The 17,164-nt window shown below is 62.4% G+C and carries 21 protein-coding genes; 10 read left to right on the forward strand and 11 right to left on the reverse strand.

The features are described 5' to 3' along the window. Positions 1-223 precede the first annotated feature (223 nt). On the forward strand, positions 224-841 hold the full coding sequence (locus IVB22_RS13215) for an outer membrane protein (RefSeq protein WP_247517736.1): 618 nt from the start codon (positions 224-226) through the stop codon (positions 839-841). Between the two features lie 177 nt (positions 842-1,018). On the opposite strand, the gene IVB22_RS13220 is transcribed toward IVB22_RS13215, so the two are convergent. The 5 genes from IVB22_RS13220 to IVB22_RS13240 form a co-directional block, all read right to left on the reverse strand. After that, on the reverse strand, positions 1,019-1,234 hold the full coding sequence (locus IVB22_RS13220) for a cold-shock protein (RefSeq protein ID WP_028350729.1): 216 nt from the start codon (positions 1,232-1,234) through the stop codon (positions 1,019-1,021). Between the two features lie 262 nt (positions 1,235-1,496). Then, positions 1,497-2,357: a 23S rRNA (adenine(2030)-N(6))-methyltransferase RlmJ gene (locus IVB22_RS13225; protein ID WP_247517737.1), complete on the reverse strand. Its 861-nt coding sequence runs from the start codon at positions 2,355-2,357 to the stop codon at positions 1,497-1,499. Between the two features lie 271 nt (positions 2,358-2,628). Next, on the reverse strand, positions 2,629-2,967 hold the full coding sequence (locus IVB22_RS13230) for a hypothetical protein (protein ID WP_247517738.1): 339 nt from the start codon (positions 2,965-2,967) through the stop codon (positions 2,629-2,631). Positions 2,968-3,182: 215 nt separating this feature from the next. Further along, complete coding sequence (locus IVB22_RS13235; protein WP_247517739.1) at positions 3,183-3,863, reverse strand: ribonuclease T2; 681 nt, start codon at positions 3,861-3,863, stop codon at positions 3,183-3,185. Positions 3,864-3,983: 120 nt separating this feature from the next. Beyond that, positions 3,984-4,457, reverse strand: a complete 474-nt coding sequence (locus IVB22_RS13240) for a hypothetical protein (protein WP_247517740.1) — start codon at positions 4,455-4,457, stop codon at positions 3,984-3,986. Positions 4,458-4,623: 166 nt separating this feature from the next. Here IVB22_RS13240 and IVB22_RS13245 point away from each other — a divergent pair, with 166 nt between their 5' ends. Both IVB22_RS13245 and IVB22_RS13250 read left to right on the forward strand, forming a co-directional pair. Next, entirely contained in the window at positions 4,624-4,929 is a 306-nt protein-coding gene (locus tag IVB22_RS13245) for a hypothetical protein (protein WP_247517741.1), read from the forward strand. A gap of 98 nt (positions 4,930-5,027) precedes the next feature. Beyond that, entirely contained in the window at positions 5,028-5,570 is a 543-nt protein-coding gene (locus tag IVB22_RS13250) for a DUF3617 family protein (protein ID WP_247517742.1), read from the forward strand. Between the two features lie 259 nt (positions 5,571-5,829). On the opposite strand, the gene IVB22_RS13255 is transcribed toward IVB22_RS13250, so the two are convergent. From IVB22_RS13255 to IVB22_RS13265, 3 genes are read right to left on the reverse strand one after another with little or no spacing between them, the layout of a single operon-like run. Further along, positions 5,830-7,215: an ATP-binding protein gene (locus IVB22_RS13255; RefSeq protein ID WP_247517743.1), complete on the reverse strand. Its 1,386-nt coding sequence runs from the start codon at positions 7,213-7,215 to the stop codon at positions 5,830-5,832. A gap of 8 nt (positions 7,216-7,223) precedes the next feature. Further along, positions 7,224-7,907, reverse strand: a complete 684-nt coding sequence (locus IVB22_RS13260) for a response regulator (RefSeq protein ID WP_247517882.1) — start codon at positions 7,905-7,907, stop codon at positions 7,224-7,226. Between the two features lie 53 nt (positions 7,908-7,960). Continuing rightward, entirely contained in the window at positions 7,961-8,515 is a 555-nt protein-coding gene (locus tag IVB22_RS13265; protein WP_247517744.1) for a MarR family winged helix-turn-helix transcriptional regulator, read from the reverse strand. Between the two features lie 287 nt (positions 8,516-8,802). Here IVB22_RS13265 and IVB22_RS13270 point away from each other — a divergent pair, with 287 nt between their 5' ends. The 3 genes from IVB22_RS13270 to IVB22_RS13280 all read left to right on the forward strand — a co-directional run bounded on the left by IVB22_RS13270 (position 8,803) and on the right by IVB22_RS13280 (position 11,412). Further along, positions 8,803-9,879, forward strand: a complete 1,077-nt coding sequence (locus IVB22_RS13270) for a branched-chain amino acid aminotransferase (protein ID WP_247517745.1) — start codon at positions 8,803-8,805, stop codon at positions 9,877-9,879. Positions 9,880-10,007: 128 nt separating this feature from the next. Then, positions 10,008-10,895 (forward strand): branched-chain amino acid aminotransferase, encoded by an 888-nt coding sequence (locus IVB22_RS13275; RefSeq protein WP_247517746.1) that lies wholly within the window; start codon positions 10,008-10,010, stop codon positions 10,893-10,895. A 328-nt stretch (positions 10,896-11,223) separates the two neighbouring features. After that, a complete protein-coding gene (locus IVB22_RS13280; protein WP_247517747.1) occupies positions 11,224-11,412 on the forward strand; it encodes a hypothetical protein in 189 nt (62 codons plus the stop codon). A gap of 25 nt (positions 11,413-11,437) precedes the next feature. Here the strand turns inward: IVB22_RS13280 and IVB22_RS13285 are convergent, their stop codons facing one another. Next, positions 11,438-11,656 carry a hypothetical protein gene (locus tag IVB22_RS13285; protein WP_247517748.1) on the reverse strand — a complete coding sequence of 73 codons (219 nt, stop codon included), beginning with the start codon at positions 11,654-11,656 and terminating at the stop codon, positions 11,438-11,440. Between the two features lie 239 nt (positions 11,657-11,895). On the opposite strand from IVB22_RS13285, the gene IVB22_RS13290 reads away from it, so the two are divergent. The 4 genes from IVB22_RS13290 to IVB22_RS13305 all read left to right on the forward strand — a co-directional run bounded on the left by IVB22_RS13290 (position 11,896) and on the right by IVB22_RS13305 (position 14,977). Then, entirely contained in the window at positions 11,896-12,414 is a 519-nt protein-coding gene (locus tag IVB22_RS13290; protein WP_374207510.1) for a YegJ family protein, read from the forward strand. A 140-nt stretch (positions 12,415-12,554) separates the two neighbouring features. Next, a complete protein-coding gene (gene hisS / locus IVB22_RS13295; RefSeq protein ID WP_247517750.1) occupies positions 12,555-14,063 on the forward strand; it encodes a histidine--tRNA ligase in 1,509 nt (502 codons plus the stop codon). 124 nt (positions 14,064-14,187) lie between these two features. Continuing rightward, positions 14,188-14,391, forward strand: a complete 204-nt coding sequence (locus IVB22_RS13300) for a tautomerase family protein (protein ID WP_025590867.1) — start codon at positions 14,188-14,190, stop codon at positions 14,389-14,391. A 190-nt stretch (positions 14,392-14,581) separates the two neighbouring features. Then, a complete protein-coding gene (locus IVB22_RS13305; protein WP_247517751.1) occupies positions 14,582-14,977 on the forward strand; it encodes a thioesterase family protein in 396 nt (131 codons plus the stop codon). 117 nt (positions 14,978-15,094) lie between these two features. On the opposite strand, the gene proC is transcribed toward IVB22_RS13305, so the two are convergent. Both proC and IVB22_RS13315 read right to left on the reverse strand, forming a co-directional pair. After that, positions 15,095-15,961, reverse strand: a complete 867-nt coding sequence (gene proC, locus IVB22_RS13310; protein WP_247517883.1) for a pyrroline-5-carboxylate reductase — start codon at positions 15,959-15,961, stop codon at positions 15,095-15,097. A gap of 123 nt (positions 15,962-16,084) precedes the next feature. Further along, the gene (locus tag IVB22_RS13315) at positions 16,085-16,585 is read right to left on the reverse strand and encodes a YbjN domain-containing protein (RefSeq protein WP_247517752.1); all 501 of its coding nucleotides are present in this window, start codon (positions 16,583-16,585) and stop codon (positions 16,085-16,087) included. Positions 16,586-17,164 lie beyond the last annotated feature (579 nt).

Raw genomic sequence — 17,164 nt, forward strand, 5'->3', positions numbered from 1 at the left:
CTAAATTAAGCGCTGCAAGGCAGCATCGCCAGCACTCGCGGTGCGCTTTGCCAGGGGAAAGGCGCCGGTAACGCTTCATTAAGAATGATGAGCGGGGCGGTAACGCGGCTTAACAACCCTTTAACTTAAAACTCTCGATAAATCTTACTGGAAAAAACTGGAGTTCCGTAACCAGGCCGGTCTCTCGCCCGGCGTGGTCGCGGTAGTTGCGTGGAGTTGCGTGATGGGCAGGTTTGTGTGGGGCGCGCTGGCGCTGATCGCGGCTGGCTGGACCACGTCCGCCCGGGCGGCCGACCTCTACGGCGCACCCAATACCATCAAGCAGTCGCTGCTCCGTCACGATAGCTGGGCTGGTCCCTATCTCGGCGGCAACCTCGGCTATGCCTGGGGCTCGGTCGCAAACAATCCGACCAAGCCGTCCGGTTTCGTGGGCGGCGTCCAGGCCGGCTACAATTGGCGGAACGGGACGTGGGTGTTAGGCATCGAAGGCGACATTCAGGCGACCGGCGCCGAAGATACTTTCGCACCGTGGAAATTCTCCAATCCATGGTTCGGTACGGTTCGCGGCCGCGCCGGTTTCGCGTTCAACAACGTGCTGTTCTTCGGCACAGGCGGTCTCGCCTTCGGCGAGCTGCGCGCCACCACCTTCGGGCTGACCGAGTCCCATACCAACGCAGGCTGGACGCTCGGCGTCGGCGCCGAGATGGAATTCGCCGAGAACTGGAGCGCCAAGGTCGAATATCTCTATGTCGATCTGGCCAACAGCAACTTCGTCATTACAGGCGCGTCGAACGGTTACCGGTTCGGCTTGATACGGGCCGGCGTGAACTATCACTTCTGAGAACAAAGAAACTGTCGGCTACAACCTCCCGGCGGCAGTAAGTCGCCGGGATTTTTTTATCTTCAGGGAAGGGCTATGTGTGCAAAGGCCGCAAGCCTGAGCGCTCTGGGCGGCGTTGACGGGCCCAGCGCAATTTTCGCAGCAGGAATCCAGTCCGCTTCCACCGCGAGCTTCAGCTCACGATGAAATTACCAGGTTGACCGCCTTGGGGCCTTTGCCCTTCTTGTCCGGTTCGACCTCGAATGTAATGCGCTGTCCTTCTGTCAGATCCTTCAATCCGGCCCGCTCGACAGCGGTGATGTGCACGAACACATCGCGGCCGCCATCATCGGGCTTGATGAAGCCGTAGCCGCGTTCTCCATTGAAGAACTTGACTGTTCCAGTCATGGCCATCGGGAAACTCCTCCCCCGTATTGCTCTGCCGCTACGCGCACCTCGCGTATCGGCCGACCGGACATTCGCTGCCGGATGCTTGGCCACCTGAGCCGATCGGGTTCATGCTGCCGACCGACCTGGATTTTATTTGGCCTTGATCACTCCGCCGCAACCATTCGCGGAAGCGGAACGTAAAGCCAGTCCCAAAACGGCCTGAGCATAATACGGTTTCGCGTAAATTGCCTACGGCCCAATCGCACTTTTCAGAGGTAGTACCTCTTCAGGGCTTGGGCGTCTCGAGCCTGAAACGGCCGGCGCCACCCTGGCCGAGCGGTTTTTCGAGTTCGGGTAGAATTGTCTTCAACTCGCCCGCCAGCGTCCACGGCGGATTGACGATCAAAAGACCGGTCGAGGTGAGGGGCCCGCCCGGCGCCTGCGGCGCGACGCTGAATTCAAGCCGCAGGCATTTCCCGGCCGGCTTGCTGGCGGCGGCAGCGCTCGCGACAAGCCGCGCCAGGGTGTCGGTGGCCCGCCGGCTCTTCACCGGATACCAGATCAGATAGCTGCCGGTCGGCCATTTCGCGTAGGCTTCGGCGAAACCGTCGGCCAGCCTCTCGAATTCGTCCTTTTGCTCGAAAGAAGGGTCGATCAGCACCAGGCCGCGCCGCTCGTTGGGCGGCACGAAGGCCGGCAAGGCCATCCAGCCGTCGAGATCGACCACCCGCGCCTGGCTGTCGCGGCGCAGCGCATCGATCAGTTGCCTGCGGGCGCCAGACTCGATTTCGCAGGCCGTGAGACGGTCCTGCGGCCGCAGCAGCGCGCGGGCGATCAGGGGCGATCCGGGGTAGGCCTCAAGCTTGCCCGGGGCGTTGAAAGCCCTGATGATGTCGAGATAGGGGGTCACCAGCGGCAGCGTGTTTTCCGAAAACCGCGCCTGCAGTACCCGCGCAATGCCGGTCAGCCATTCGCCGCCGCGGCGCGCTTCCTCACCTGTGAGATCGTAGCGCCCGGCACCGGCATGGGTGTCGATGACGCGAAACGGGGCCTGCTTTTCCTGCAGATAGGTCAGCATGCGCACCAGCACGATGTGCTTGATGACATCGGCAAAGCCGCCGGCGTGAAAGGCGTGTCGGTAGTTCATGGGGGAGGGGTTACGACATCGGGGCGCGGAAAGTAACCCATATCGTCGAAGATGCGCGGCGGATGACATTTCAAGTTGGCGATGCACCCGTTTCATCGCGAGATGATTTAACCGGCCATCCATAGAAACGGCCAGTGGCGGCGCGGGCAACGACAAACTTAGCGCCTACGATCAGGCCAATCTGAGCGGCGGCGCGGGCAATGATCGGATCGACGCTTATGGAAATGCGGTTGTCGACGCCGGTACCGGCAACGACAGCGTCACCACATACTCACATGCAAATGTTTCCGCTGGCGACGGCGATGACTATGTGCTGACCAATGATTATTCCGTCGTCGACGGTGGCGCTGGTAACGACACGATCCAGGTCGGCGGTTCTTCGACGGTGACGGGCGGTGCCGGTAACGATCACATCAGGGTAACGCGTGATAATCCCACGATCAATTTTGCCAAGGGTGACGGCAACGATGTCGTTTAGGTCGACAACGGCAGCGACAGCGTCGATTTCTCGATCAGTGGCTATTCGTAGAACGATGTTACCATCACCCGGCCGTACGGTAAGACCGTTGTGAACTTCAAAGGCTCCGACGATTCCCTTGTTTTCGATCACGGCAGCAATGGATCGTTACGACTGAGCTTCGCCGATCACACCAGCGTGGATATTCGTGCCTGACGCAGCTTTGGCGTAGAGGGGTCCCGGCCATCCACGTGCCTTGCAGACGACAATAAAGTCGTGGATGACCGGGAACGCAGACAACTCTGGGCAGTCTGCGCAGGGCGGGCCGCCATGCCTTGGTATTGCCTTGGCATGACGGAAGAGGATCTTCAGCCGCCCCGCACCGGCGGCATCACGACCTCGTCACGCCGGCAGGTGCGGCGGTCGATTTCCTCGCAGGCGCGGAATTGCATGTCCTTGCTCAGGCAGATCCGCACCTCGCTCAGGCGCCGGCTCGAGCAGATCACCGAAATCGCCGAACTGTTCAGGCCCGGATTGATCTTGATGAAGGCAGCTTCGAGATCGCCGGGGGCGATGGTCTTCTGCTCCGACAATTGCAGGAATTCCTCGGGGATCTTCACCGCCGCGCGCGCCTTGCGGACACTCTCGAAATAGGCCCGCGCGCCAAGGCCCGAACAGGTGCCGTGCTTGTCCCACTCGTTGAAGATCAAACCGGGCGCCGGCATCAGGTCCAGCATCGAGGTCATGATGTTGCGATCGAGCCGCGGCGAGGGCCGCTGGCAATATTCGGGAAAGCCGCGCTCATATTGCGGCCACAGGCCGTGGACCACGAAGGAATAGGGCCGTTCGCACTGGACCTGTGAGCGCCCGCTATTGCCGCGCTCAGCCGCCGCCTCGCAGAACGAGGGTGACCACGAAAGGGCCAGGACATAAAAATCGAACTCGCCCGGGGCGTTCTGCCGGCGGTCCTGCGCGCACGCCATCCCGGCGGAGACGACAACAAACGCCAGCGAAATCAGAAGTCGCGAAATAATGATGGATCGGTGCATCGAACGCCCCTCTACTCGACTACCGGGAGCCTAAGCGGGGAACTGGAACATTTCAAGAACAAAATTGGGTGCCGCTAACGTCAGCCGCGGAGGCTGTCCAATCCGGCGCGGATCAGGGAATCAGGGCCGGGCAGCCCGGCAGCCAGGGCTGTAGGCCCAGTTGCGGTCAAGGCCGGTCACGCACCATTCGACGCCCTGGCCGAAGCCGGCAAAGCCGCCATCCTCGATGATCGAGTAGTGCACGGTGCGCATCTTGCCGTCGCTCAGCATCACGTCACCGCTGCAAAAGCGGCGCGGAATGTTGTCGGACTGCCAGGGCCGGAACGCGGTTTCGTGGATTCGGCCGAAGCCGGTGATCGTAAGCGCCGAATTCCAGAACTTGCCTTCCTTCTCCCGGAATTGCGACGTGATCGTCGTCAGCGCCCGCTCGCATTCGGCGACGCGGCCGTCATAGCGGGGGCCGAACAGGCCAAAATTCAGCTCCAATGGATTGGCGGCTTGGGCGGCCGGGCTGGAGGCCAGCAGGGCAAGCGCAGCCACCGGGCCAAGTGCTCTGGGGCCGAGTGCTCTCAAGGACATGAACAAGTTGCGCATGGGGAATCCGCCGGTAAGCCAACGCGCGAGACGGTGCCGCGAAGCCCTGACAACGTCAAGTGCAGCGCGGCAACACCTGGCAGCCAAGTCCGCCTCGTGCCTCGACTATTCTTTTCACGGCCATCGGCGCACACTATGGTGGGCTTCGAGCGAAATGGAGTCTGCGATGCGAAGAATTGTGGCCGCGTGCCTGATTGCCATGGGCGGGATGCTGGCGGGGGCGCCGGCGCAGGCGCAGTGGTGGGACATCGACACGGTGCCGCCGTTCAAGGGCAACGACACCGGCGGCATCATCGCCTATACGCTCGCGACGCAGGCCGATGCCCGCCAGCTCGCGGTCGATCACTGCGCCCGCTACGGCAAGGTGGTGAAATTCCTCGGCGTGCAGCCCAATTACGGCGGCTACGTTTCCTTTGCCTGCCGCTGGGTGCCTTATGGCGCCGCTGAGCGGCCGCTGCGCACGCTTTACTGAGCGACCTCTTCGGTTTTCCGCCTGGACATGTTTTTGCCATGCGAGGCGTTCACTTCGCGCGCGCACGATGTCGTGGAAGAATTCAGGGGAGTGCGCGCATGAGACGACTGCTTCTTGTGTCTTGTTCGGCCGTTGGTCTGCTTGCGCTGTTGCCGGTGAGCGGCGCCGTTGCCGTGGAGTTGCCGGTGCGCAAGGCCGGACTATGGGAGATGAAGGTACTGAGCGGCGGGTCCGTGCCCGAGATGACCATGCAGCAATGCACCGACGCGACCACGGACAAGGACATGGCCACCGCCATGTCGCCGGTGGCCAAGGATATCTGCTCCAAGCAGGACATCCAGAAAACCGCGACTGGCTATGCTACCGATTCCGTCTGCGGCGTCGCCGGCATGACGATCAAATCAAAGGCCGAGATCACCGGTGATTTCAATTCCGCCTACACCGTGAAATCGACTTCGCACACCGAGGGTGGGATGGCCGGCGGCCCGCGCGACAGCACCTCGACGATCGAGGCGAAGTGGCTCGGCGCCTGCAAGGCCGACCAGAAGCCCGGCGACATCATGATGCCCGGCGGCATGAAGATGAACGTCAAGGACATGCAAAAGCTGAAGGCGCTGATCCCGAAGCAGCCGGGGAAGTAGCGAGGCCGCAGAATCTGTCGCGGTGTATTGTCGTCCCTGCGAACGCAGGGACCCATACGCCGTGCCGTAAATTTTGAGAGCCGCTGTTCGATGGCTTTTGTTTAACAACCAAGCCCTGTGGTTATGGGTCCCTGCGTTCGCAGGACGACAGTTCGTAGGCCGGATGGAGCGCAGCGAAATCCGGGGCCGTGTTTAATCGGAGTGAGCGGCCCCGGATTGCGCTTCGCTCCATCCGGGCTACTGGTTCAATCCATTTTACCTACACCGGCACCCTTACAGTCGCCCTCAATCCGCCCATCGGGCTGTCGCCGAGCGTAATGTCACCGCCATGCGAGCGGGCGATGTCGCGGGCGATGGCGAGGCCCAAGCCCGTGCCGCCCTCGTCCTGGTTGCGGGCATCGTCGAGCCGCAGGAACGGCTTGAACACTTCCTCGCGCATATTGGCGGGAATGCCCGGCCCGTCGTCGTCGATCGTCACCGTCAGATAGCGGTGATCGCGGTGGCCGGTGATCGAAACCGTATTGGCGTGGCGCGCGGCGTTAGACACGAGGTTGGCGATGCAGCGCTTGAACGAGGCCGGTTTCACCGTCACGACGGGCAGGCCACGGAACACCACCGTTGCGGTATGGCCGTGGCGTTCTGCATCGTTGCGCAACTCTTCCAGCGCCATCGCCATGTCGGTCGGTTGCGCAACCTCGCCGCTGTCGCCGCGCGCGAACGAGAGATAGGCCTCCAGCATGCCGGCCATTTCGTCGACATCCTTGCGCATGCCGTCGACTTCAGGGCTGTCGCCGATCAAAGCGAGTTCGAGCTTGAAGCGGGTCAGGATGGTGCGCAGGTCGTGCGAGACGCCGGCCAGCATCGCCGTGCGCTGCTCGATCGAGCGCTCGACGCGCGCCTTCATTTCCAGGAACGCCTGCGCCGCCTGCCGCACTTCCCGTGCGCCGCGGGGACGGAAGTTCGGCGCCTCGCGGCCCTTGCCGAAGCTTTCGGCGGCTTCCGCCAGCCGCAGGATCGGCCTGATCTGGTTGCGCAGGAACAGCACCGCGACGATCAAGAGGATCGAGGAGGTGCCGAGCATCCAGAAGATGAAAATTTCCGAATTGGAGGCGTAGGCCGCGCTTCGCTCCGCGAACACGCGCATCACGGCGTCATCGAGCTGGATGCGTATTTCAACCAGATTGGACCTGCCGACGGTATCGATCCAGAACGGGCGGCGGATCTGGCGGCCGATCTGCGACGACAGGGTCTGGTCGAGCAGCGAGAAGAACGGCTTCGGCCCCGGCTGCGGCATGTCGCCGACCGGGAGAAAATCGACCACGAGCTGCAGCCGCTGCCCGACGAGGCGCAATTGCGCGCGCTCCTTGTCCTGCGGATAGAACTTGTAGACGTCGATCAGGCTGGCAATGTCCCGCACCACGGATGCCGACAGGCGCCGCGTCACCGTATTCCAGTGCCGCTCCATGAACACGAACGCCACGACCGTTTGCAGGATCACCATCGGCACGATCATGATCAGGAGCGCCCGGGCGTAGAGGCCGGTCGGCATCCAGCTCTTGAACGCGTTGCCCATCCAGCCATTGGCCCTGGAGACGCGTTGCGACGCATTGCGGATGAACGTCAGGCCGGTGTCGAGCGTGCTCATGAGCTGGCTCAGGGCGACGCGACCAGGCGATAGCCGATGCCGCGCACCGCCTGCAGGAACAGCGGATTGGCGGGGTCGCGCTCGATCTTGCGCCGCAGGCGGTTGATCTGCACGTCGACCGCGCGCTCGTTCACCGTGCCGCCGCCGGTCAGCGCCGCGCGCGGCACGGTTTCGCCGGGGCTGGCGGCCAGAATGCGCAGCATTTCGCGCTCGCGGTCGGTCAGATGGATGATCTCCTCGCCCTGGCGCAGTTCGCCGCGGTCGAGATGATAGACGTAAGGTCCGAACGCTATCTGTTCCAGCGCCTCCACCGGCGGCGGCGCGGAGCGCTTGAGGATATTGCCGATCCGCAAGATCAGTTCGCGCGGCTCGAATGGCTTGGCGACATAATCGTCGGCGCCGATCTGCAGGCCCTCGATCCGCGCCTCCGCCTCGTGGCGCGCCGTCAGCATGATGATCGGCACCGAGGACGAGGTGCGAATGAAGCGGGCCAGATCGAATCCGGTTTCGCCGGGCATCATGACGTCGAGGATCAGGAGATCGAAATGCAGGCCGAGCAGCTTTGCGCGCGCGTCGTTCGCGCTCGACGCGGTGGTGACGCGATAACCCTCGCCGGACAGAAACCGCGACAAAAGATCGCGGATACGGCGGTCGTCGTCGACCAGGAGGAGATGCGGGGCGTCGTCGGCCATTTGCCGCGGCGCGCGCGCGGTGGTTGCAGCGATGGTTACTCCTTGCGCCACGGTCACTCCCTTGGCTTCTTGCTGCCGGTCCCGAAGATCGCCTCTAACACCTTGTCGGGGTCGTCGCGATCGATCATCGCGCGCAGGAACTGGCTGATGACAGCGACGCCTTCGGGATTGATATCCCGGAGCGCGCTTGTGATGCGATCGGTCTGCAGCCCTGCGAGCTTTGCCACCAAGGCTTCGCCCTTGGGGGTGGCGTAAAGAAGGCGCTGTCGGCGGTCGTTATTGCCGGTCTTCTGGATGATGTAGCCCTCGTCGAGCAACTGCTTGAGCACCCGGCCAAGCGACTGCTTGGTGATGCGCAGGACGTCCAGGAGGTCGGCGACCTTGAGGCCGGGGTAGCGGTAGACGAAATGCATCACCCGGTGATGGGCGCGGCCGAACCCGAAAGCCTCGAGCTCATGGTCGGCGTCGCCCACGAAGTCGCGATAGGCGAAGAACAAAAGCTCGATGATGTCCCAGCGCATTTCACCGGCCCGCGGGCCGGGGGACGTGCCGGCGGCGGCTTGCGAATCGGGGTCGGCCGGGCCCCGTGAGAAATTTATGTCAGTCATGTTGACATATCTTGGGTTCAATGTTACAAAACTGCCAGCCACGACGAAACTTTAAGTCGTTTCGAGCTTGGTGACGTGTCAGGCAGCCGGAAAAAGCCAGCAATGGCGGCAACGGCCGCAAATGAACTACCGTGCGATTGTCGAGCGGCATATCGGCAAACATACTGGACTTCGGCATTCCGCAAAAGCATGTCGTCAGTCCAGACCTATTAAGCAAGCAGGCCAGTAGAGGCAGGCCGGCGCCAGAAATCGCGCCGATTCCGACAGCAAGGGCGGGAAGCAAGGGGATGAGTTTGAAATTCGAAATCCAGCCTGCGGCGAATCCGACTCCCGAGAACGAGCGCACGGCAAAGCTCGCCGACCCGGGCTTCGGCCGGATTTTCACCGATCACATGGCGATCGTGCGTTACAACCAGGCCAAGGGCTGGCACGACGCGCGCGTCGAAGCCCGCGCGAATTTCTCGCTCGATCCGGCCACAGCCATCCTGCACTACGCGCAGGAGATTTTCGAAGGCCTCAAGGCCTACAAGCGCGACAACGGCGTCAACCTGTTCCGCCCCGAAGCCAATGCAAGGCGCTTCCGGAACTCGGCTGAGCGCATGGCCATGGCGCCGGTGCCCGAGTCTCTGTTCATCGAAGCGGTCGAGCAGCTCGTGCGCATCGACAGCGCCTGGATCCCGGGCGGCGAGGGCAGTCTCTATTTGCGGCCCTTCATGATCGCGAACGAGGTCTTCCTCGGCGTGAAGCCATCGGCGGAATACATCTTCGCCGTCATCGCCTCGCCGGTCGGCTCCTATTTCAAGGGCGGACCTGCGCCGGTGTCGATCTGGGTGTCGGAAAACTACACGCGCGCCGCGATCGGCGGCACCGGCGCCGTCAAGTGCGGCGGCAATTATGCCGCGAGCCTGCGCGCGCAAGCCGAGGCCATCGAGCACGGCTGCGACCAGGTGGTTTTCCTCGATGCGGTCGAGCGCCGCTACATCGAGGAACTCGGCGGCATGAACGTCTTCTTCGTGTTCGACGACGGCTCGCTGCTGACGCCGCCGCTCGGCACGATCCTGCCGGGCATCACCCGCGATTCGATCATTGCGCTGGCAAAGGATTCCGGCACGCGCGTGCGCGAGGAGGCCTACACCATTGACCAGTGGCGCGCTGACGCCGCCAGCGGAAAGCTGAAGGAGGCCTTCGCCTGCGGCACGGCGGCCGTCATCTCGCCGATCGGCAAGGTGTGTTCCGCGGGCGGCGAGTTTCTGATCAGCGGCGGCGCGGCCGGCCCGGTCGCCATGGGGCTGCGCAAGAAGCTGGTCGACATCCAGTACGGACGCGCTGAAGACCCGCACGACTGGATCAGAAAGGTCCTGTGACCGGCGGCGGAATTATCCCGCCGCTTCCGTAGACAGATCACTTGAGCGCTGGGGTGCGTGCGTCTCGTTGAGCCGCGCGACGGCTGATGCGTGGCCAATTGAAGCAGTGTCAATCCGGGAGAGAGACCATGGGAGTTTCGTTCGACAAGATCGATGGCGTCATCTGGTACGACGGAAAGCTGGTGCCGTGGGCCGACGCCAACGTGCACGTTCTCACCCATGGCCTGCATTATGCGAGTTGCGTGTTCGAGGGCGAGCGCGCCTATGGCGGCAAGGTCTTCAAGAGCACCGCGCATTCCGAGCGGCTGAAGAACTCCGCCAACATTCTCGATTTCGAGATTCCGTATTCGGTGGTCGAGATCGACGCCGCAAAACAGCTCGTGATCGACAAGAACAATCTGCCGGATGCCTATCTCCGCCCGATCGCCTGGCGCGGTTCGGAAATGATGGGCGTCTCGGCGCAGACCAACACCATCCACCTCGCCATCGCTGCCTGGGACTGGCCGAGCTATTTCGATCCGGCCGAGAAATTGAAGGGCATCCGGATCGGCATGGCCGAATACCGCCGGCCCGATCCGGCAACGATTCCGGCGATGGCGAAGGCGTCCGGTCTCTACATGATCTGCACCATCAGTAAGCACAAGGCGGAGCGCCAAGGTTATGCCGACGCCATGATGCTGGACTGGCAGGGCCGCGTCGCCGAATGCACCGGCGCCAACATCTTCTTCATCCAGGACGGCAACATCCACACCCCGATCGCCGACTGCTTCCTCGCCGGCATCACCCGCGCCACCGCGATCGACCTCGCCAGGCGCCGCGGCATCGAGGTGATCGAACGACGCATCATGCCGGAGGAACTCGACGGCTTCTCCGAGTGCTTCATTACCGGCACCGCCGCGGAAGTAACCCCGGTGTCCGAGATTGCGAATTGGAAGTTCACGCCGGGCAAGATCTCCGAGCAGTTGATGGCGGACTATACCGCCGAAGTGCAGCCCAAGAAGGCCGCGGCGGCTTGAGGCCCCGGCTTCTTCCCTCGGCGGATCTCTTGATCTCCGGGTTCCGCTCCGGCCGCACGGTTCAACTGCGCCGATCACGGTGAGGTGCGGGGTCAGGGCTTCGTCGTCTGTCATGGTTGTTGAACTGGATAGAGGAACTCGGCTCATCGGAGCCGCGTTGGTGATGCCGAAGATTGACGAAGCATTCTCAGCCGGCAGCAGCATCCGCGACACCGCGCTGTGCAACCTGATCGGAGCGAACTGATTTTCAGGCGAAATGCGAAGCCATCATGGCCACGATCTTGGAGCGCTCAGGAAACGGGGCGGACAAGAGCAACACGGAGGGCACATGAGAAACATCGTGAACGAAGACGGCGAGATCATCGCCAAGGCAACGAAAGACGGTACACTGGTCGGCGGCCACCACCGCATCATAGTGGCGGGCAGCCTCAGTCAAAAACTGTTCTGGCAAGATACCGGCGAACCTGTGAAACTTGATGCCTTAATGCATCTAGTTTCTCATCGACATATAGCTTGATGCGTTCGCCGCGTTATTGAACGGCTTACTTCTTCTCGTCCTTCGGGGCCGGTGCACCGTCCTTGTCCCTTTTGATATTGCCCTTGGTTGCGCTCATGCCGGTGGTGTCCATCGAACCATCTGGCTTGGCGCCGTTCGTCGTTCCGGGCTTCTCCATGCCGGTCTGCGGAGCGGGGCCGGTATTCTGGGCAAAGGCCGAGCCGCACAGGAGCGTAAGAGCGGTGACGGTGATAAGCTTCTTCATAGATCTCTCCTTTGGAGACCTACAAATAATTCGGCGCGCAAAGTGTGGTTCCTGAATTGGCGGCTGCGGCGCGTCCCTTTTGCACCTCAAAGGCCAACACGCAGCAGTGAGACATCAAAAAGTCGCGGAGTAGCACTCCTCTTTGCCCTCTTCCCGTGCGGGAGTCGTGAACTCTTCAGCGTCTTTGTGCGACCAACTCCCCGAATTGCGGATAGAATTCGGTGCGTGAAATGGCAATAATGACTTCAGCCCTCTCAATATGCTCCAAATGCGTCATGGCGGCTGCCGTCTGGGCGGCCCTCGCGGTTCTCGACTCTCCCACGGCCGACCTCAGGGCCCAGGACCGTTCCCCGGTGATCGACCTTAGCTCCGGCAACGCGGAGATGAATGCTGCGATCGCAAAGGGGCGTGCCACCCTGCCGACGTTCTGGGCCTCCTACGACGCGCCAAAGCCGTCGGAGACCGGCCACTCCCTCAAGGTGCGTTTTCCGAATCCGAGGAATAATGGCGAGCACATCTGGATCGCCGAGGTGAAGAAGATCGCGGACGGCCGCTATTCGGGAAGGTTCGCCAACGCACCGCGCGATCTGCCCGGCAAGAAGGCAGGCGACGTGACCGAGTTCAAGGAGGCGGACATCTCGGACTGGATGTTCATGCGGAACGGCAAGATCGTCGGTGGCGAAACCATCAAACCGCTGCTGAAAGCAATGCCGAAGGCCGACGCCGACGCGCTTCGTGCGAGGATGGAATCCCCGTAAGGCCGGCCCAAGGGCAAGGCGGCGGCGTAAGGAACGCTATGGTCCAGATTGCAATCCGTCATGCCCGGCCATGACGAGGTCTAGTGTTGGCCGTGCGACATGGTTGCCCGACCGCGTCTTGGCTGGTACCAACGCCGCCCATGGCTGAAAAACCCAAAAAACCCCAGAAACTCCGCGCCCGCCTGCCGCGCGGGCTGGAAGATCGTGGCCCGGCGGCGATTGCCGCCACGCGCCAGATGGTCGAGAAAATCCGCGAGGTCTACGAGCGCTACGGTTTCGAGCCGGTCGAAACCCCGGCGATGGAGTTCACCGACGCGCTCGGCAAATTCCTGCCCGACCAGGACCGGCCGAACGAGGGCGTGTTCTCGTTCCAGGACGACGACGAGCAGTGGATCTCGCTGCGCTACGATTTGACTGCGCCGCTGGCGCGGTATGTGGCGGAAAATTTCGACGCGCTGCCGAAGCCATATCGCAGCTACCGCGCCGGCTACGTCTATCGCAACGAAAAACCTGGCCCCGGCCGCTTCCGCCAGTTCATGCAGTTCGACGCCGACACCGTGGGCTCCGCTTCGCCCGCAGCCGACGCCGAGATGTGCATGATGGCGGCGGATACGATGGAAGCGCTGGGTATTCCCCGCGGCAGTTATGTGGTGAAGGTGAATAATCGCAAGGTGCTGGATGGCATCATGCAGACTATCAATCTTGGCGGAGATGAACACGCGGGACGCCGGCTGACAGTGCTAAGAGCAATCGACAAGTACGATCGGCTAGGCTCTGATGGCGTCCGGCAACTACTTGGTGAAGGACGCAAGGACGAAAGTGGAGATTTTACCAAGGGCGCGGGCCTGGAAGACGGGGAAGCGCAGTCCCTAATTGACTATCTCTTCTTGCACTCTACCGCTCCGCAAGGAGGGTTGGTCGAATTGCTCTTGGAGAGATTTGGAGGCAATGCAACCGCTCGCGAGGGCATCGACGAGCTAGCCATGATCGAGCGGTTGGTGCTGGCAGGTGGATATGATGCTGATCGCATTTCCATCGACTCCTCCGTCGTCCGCGGACTCGAATATTACACCGGTGCAGTTTACGAGGTCGAACTCACGCTCGAAACCAGGGACGAAAAGGGTCGCCCCGTTCGCTTCGGTTCGGTCGGCGGCGGTGGCCGCTACGACGGGCTCGTCTCGCGGTTCCGCGGCGAGCCGGTGCCGGCAACTGGTTTTTCCATCGGTGTGTCGCGCCTGCAGGCCGCGCTGACGATGCTTGGAAAGGTCGACACGAGGCCGGCATTTGGTCCGGTAGTCGTCACGGTGTTCGGAGGAGAAATCGCTGACTATCAAAAGATGGTCGCGACGCTACGCAACGCGAATATCCGCGCCGAGCTGTATCTCGGAAATCCAAAACACGGCATTGGCCAGCAGATGAAATATGCCGACAGACGAAACGCGCCCTGCGCGATCGTCCAGGGGTCGGACGAAAGGGCGAACGGCAAGATCCAGATCAAGGATCTAATCCTTGGTGCGGGCCTTACCGAGATCAAGGACCGCGAAGAGTATTTGAAGAAGCAGGCCGAGGCTCAATACGAGGTCGACCAAGGCAAGCTCGTCGATGCCGTGCGCGAAGTGCTGGCACGCCATGACGTGAAGTGGGGATAGCTATTCATTCCAGGCGTCGTGCCCGGCCTTGTGCCGGGCATCCACGTCTTGTTTGATGGGGAGGATCGCGGACGGTCGGGGAGGGCTCGGCTATCGCGAGAAGAAAAGCAACGAGGAGACGAGAATGCCTGAGATTACCGTGAGCATGGCCGCCGGCCGCACCGACGAACAGAAGGCCGGCATGATGCGCGACATTACCCAGGCGCTGGTGAAGAACCTCGGCGTCGATGCCGATGCGGTGGTGATCCAGATCAACGAAGCGCCGCTGGCCCACAAGATGAAGGGCGGCAAGACATTTGTGGAGCGCGCGGCGGCGGCGAAGAAGTAGTGCAGCCTCTTTTCCTTCTCCCCTTGTGGGAGAAGGTGGCGGACGCAGTCCGCCGGATGAGGGGTTCTATCGGCGAATACGAATGCGAGAGATTCGCTCGCGGAGAGAGACCCCTCACCCGTCTCAATCGCGCGTTTCGCGCGATTGATCCACCCTCTCCCACAAGGGGAGAGGGGAAGGGAAGCAACCCATGGACGCACGCGACTTCATCAAGATCGGCATGAGTGCGGAGCGGACGCTGGTTGTGCCGGTCGAGCGCACGGTCGGGCATTTTGTGCCCGGCATGCCGATGGTCTATGCGACGCCGATGATGATCCTGGAAATGGAGATCGCCTCCAGCGACGCCATCAAGGATCATCTTCAGCCGGGTTGGATCACGGTCGGAACCGAGGTCGATATCCGCCATCTCGGCGCGTCGCTGGTCGGCGCGACGGTGCGGGCCACGGCTAAAGTCGTCGCAGTGGAGCGCCGCGTGATCCGCTTCGAGGTCGAAGCCTTCGAGGGCGAGCGCAAGATCGGCGACGGCCGCCACGCCCGCGGCCTCGTCAATGTCGAGATGTTTACCAAGCGGTTTGGGAGGAAATAGCCGCTTGCTCGGAGCCGTAGGGTGGGCAAAGCGTAGCGTGCCCACCATCAAGATCGGTGCTCGGTGATGGGTGGTGGGCACGGCGCAAGTGCGCCTTTGCCCACCCTACGATTTCATCTACTTCGCCAGTTCCTTCGACCGCTTCGTCGCCGCGGCGATGGCGCGGATCATCAGCGGCTGCATTCCGTTCTTGCCCATGAGCACTTCCAGCGCGGCCGCCGTGGTGCCGCCGGGCGAGGTGACGTTCTGGCGCAGCGTCGCGGAATCCTGTTCGGAGCGGTGCAGCAGTTCGCCGGAGCCGGCGACGGTTTCACGCGCGAGCTTGGTTGCGAGTTCCGCCGGCAGGCCGGCCTCGACACCGGCGCGCGCCAGTTCTTCGGCGAGCAGGAACACATAGGCCGGACCGGAGCCGGACACGGCGGTCACCGCATCCATCAGGCTTTCATCGTCGACCCATTCGACCGAGCCGGTGGCGCGCAGCAGCGCATCGGCGGTGGCGCGCTGCGCGGCACTGACATTCTTCGCCGCGACCGCAACCGTGATGCCGCGGCCGATCGCGGCCGGCGTGTTCGGCATGGCGCGAACCACCATGCCGCCGCAGACCTGTTCCAGCACAGCTATGGGCGTGCCCGCCATGATCGAGACGACCAGCGTGCTCGGTCCGACGAGCTGCTTTAGCGCCGGACCCGCTTCGCGGAACATCTGCGGCTTCACGGCGACCACCAGCGTATCGGCCGTGCCGGCGTCTTTCGGATTGAGACGGACGCCGTTAGCGGCGAGCGCCTTGATGTCGTCGGACGGGAACGGCTCGATCACCACGACGCGCTTGGCGTCGAGGCCGCCGGCCAGCCATCCGGTCAGCATCGCGCCGCCCATCTTGCCGGCGCCGGCGAGCGCGATGGTGCCGTGGAGGTTTTGAAGTGCGTTGGTGTTCAAGGCGTCACCACAAATGCTGCCGTCGTCCCTGCGAACGCAGGGACCCATAACCACAGGCGTTTTTAGTGAAGCGAAGACCGAGCGACAAGCATTTTACCCGAACACTGGCGCCGCGGCGTATGGGTCCCTGCTTTCGCAGGGACGAACCCGCGTGTGTGGAAGCAGCGACCCCTACGCCTCGCCCTCGGTATCGAACATCGCCGCGCTCATCGCCTCCGGGGCGGTCTTCCCGGCCCAGATCACGAACTGGAACGCGGGGTAATAGCGCTCGCAGGCGTGGATGGCGCCGGCCAGCATAACCTCGCACTGTGCGGCCGAGGCGGTCAGCCCGCCCGGCAGCACCAGCGCCTGCCGGTACATGATCATGCCGGTGTGGGTCCAGATGTCGAAATGGCCGACCCATAATTGCTCGTTGATCGCCGCGATCAGCCGCTGCACTTCGGCGCGGCGCGCCGGCGGAATCTTCATGTCGAAGGCGGAGGCCAGGTGCAGCGCCTCTATCTCGGCCATCCAGGTGAAGGAGAGCTGATAGTCGGTCCAGTTGCCCTTGGAGACGATGGTGACTTCGTCTTCGCCGGAGCGTTCGAACGCCCAATTGTTCTCGGCGGCAATGTCCTCGACCGCCGCGAGTGGGTTGTTCCGGGAATCGATAATGCCTTCGAGGAGGGACATGCCGTCTCGACCTTATTTTTGAATTCTTCTGATACGCACGCGGAGCACGGCGCGTTGAACTGATGCGTCGGCGCCGACTGCAATTCCCCGATCGCTGATCATCCCGGGGCCTGCCGAGGCTCAAGTGATGTGATTTGCGGAATCCGCGCAACTGACCCCTGAGTCCGTCCACAGGCCAAAGCGGCGTCGTCCACAGCAGATCGCGGCCACAGTTATTAATTTGAGAACAAACCGGAATCGGATTCGAGCGTCGCGGAGTCCGGCGGCCGGAGAAATCGGGCCGGTCAGCCACAATGGTTAATAGATCGCTAAATGGTTAATAGATCGCTAATTTCCTTTGAATGGTCTTATTTCGCCTCCCGCCGCCGATACGCTCATGCTGAGGGCAGAGGCCGGTTCCCGTCCGTAGTGCGCGCCAAGCCGGAAAGAGACACGCGAGACGCATGCTGCAACGCGCGGCTTTGAAGATCGCCCTTCATCGATCAGGTGGCTTGACGTACCGGCGGATACGCCCCGGGCTACTTCTCGCGCGCAACCGTGAATGTATCGCCCTGCTTCTGATCTCGCAGAGACCCCTTC

This window comes from Bradyrhizobium sp. 190, from assembly GCF_023073415.1.
Classification (GTDB): Bacteria; Pseudomonadota; Alphaproteobacteria; order Rhizobiales; family Xanthobacteraceae; genus Bradyrhizobium.

Excerpts from the sequence above, each read along its gene's own strand:
- IVB22_RS13245 (WP_247517741.1), top strand. The coding sequence starts at position 4,624 with ATGCGAAGAATTGTGGCCGCGTGCCTGATTGCCATGGGCGGGATGCTG.
- IVB22_RS13300 (WP_025590867.1), top strand. The coding sequence starts at position 14,188 with ATGCCTGAGATTACCGTGAGCATGGCCGCCGGCCGCACCGACGAACAG.
- IVB22_RS13255 (WP_247517743.1), bottom strand. The coding sequence starts at position 7,215 with ATGAGCACGCTCGACACCGGCCTGACGTTCATCCGCAATGCGTCGCAA.
- IVB22_RS13260 (WP_247517882.1), bottom strand. The coding sequence starts at position 7,907 with ATGGCCGACGACGCCCCGCATCTCCTCCTGGTCGACGACGACCGCCGT.
- IVB22_RS13270 (WP_247517745.1), top strand. The coding sequence starts at position 8,803 with ATGAGTTTGAAATTCGAAATCCAGCCTGCGGCGAATCCGACTCCCGAG.
- IVB22_RS13280 (WP_247517747.1), top strand. The coding sequence starts at position 11,224 with ATGAGAAACATCGTGAACGAAGACGGCGAGATCATCGCCAAGGCAACG.
- IVB22_RS13235 (WP_247517739.1), bottom strand. The coding sequence starts at position 3,863 with ATGCACCGATCCATCATTATTTCGCGACTTCTGATTTCGCTGGCGTTT.
- IVB22_RS13265 (WP_247517744.1), bottom strand. The coding sequence starts at position 8,515 with ATGACTGACATAAATTTCTCACGGGGCCCGGCCGACCCCGATTCGCAA.
- IVB22_RS13240 (WP_247517740.1), bottom strand. The coding sequence starts at position 4,457 with ATGCGCAACTTGTTCATGTCCTTGAGAGCACTCGGCCCCAGAGCACTT.
- IVB22_RS13315 (WP_247517752.1), bottom strand. The coding sequence starts at position 16,585 with ATGTCCCTCCTCGAAGGCATTATCGATTCCCGGAACAACCCACTCGCG.
- IVB22_RS13290 (WP_374207510.1), top strand. The coding sequence starts at position 11,896 with ATGACTTCAGCCCTCTCAATATGCTCCAAATGCGTCATGGCGGCTGCC.
- IVB22_RS13215 (WP_247517736.1), top strand. The coding sequence starts at position 224 with ATGGGCAGGTTTGTGTGGGGCGCGCTGGCGCTGATCGCGGCTGGCTGG.
- IVB22_RS13250 (WP_247517742.1), top strand. The coding sequence starts at position 5,028 with ATGAGACGACTGCTTCTTGTGTCTTGTTCGGCCGTTGGTCTGCTTGCG.
- IVB22_RS13225 (WP_247517737.1), bottom strand. The coding sequence starts at position 2,357 with ATGAACTACCGACACGCCTTTCACGCCGGCGGCTTTGCCGATGTCATC.
- IVB22_RS13305 (WP_247517751.1), top strand. The coding sequence starts at position 14,582 with ATGGACGCACGCGACTTCATCAAGATCGGCATGAGTGCGGAGCGGACG.
- IVB22_RS13275 (WP_247517746.1), top strand. The coding sequence starts at position 10,008 with ATGGGAGTTTCGTTCGACAAGATCGATGGCGTCATCTGGTACGACGGA.
- hisS (WP_247517750.1), top strand. The coding sequence starts at position 12,555 with ATGGCTGAAAAACCCAAAAAACCCCAGAAACTCCGCGCCCGCCTGCCG.
- IVB22_RS13285 (WP_247517748.1), bottom strand. The coding sequence starts at position 11,656 with ATGAAGAAGCTTATCACCGTCACCGCTCTTACGCTCCTGTGCGGCTCG.
- proC (WP_247517883.1), bottom strand. The coding sequence starts at position 15,961 with ATGGGTCCCTGCGTTCGCAGGGACGACGGCAGCATTTGTGGTGACGCC.
- IVB22_RS13220 (WP_028350729.1), bottom strand. The coding sequence starts at position 1,234 with ATGGCCATGACTGGAACAGTCAAGTTCTTCAATGGAGAACGCGGCTAC.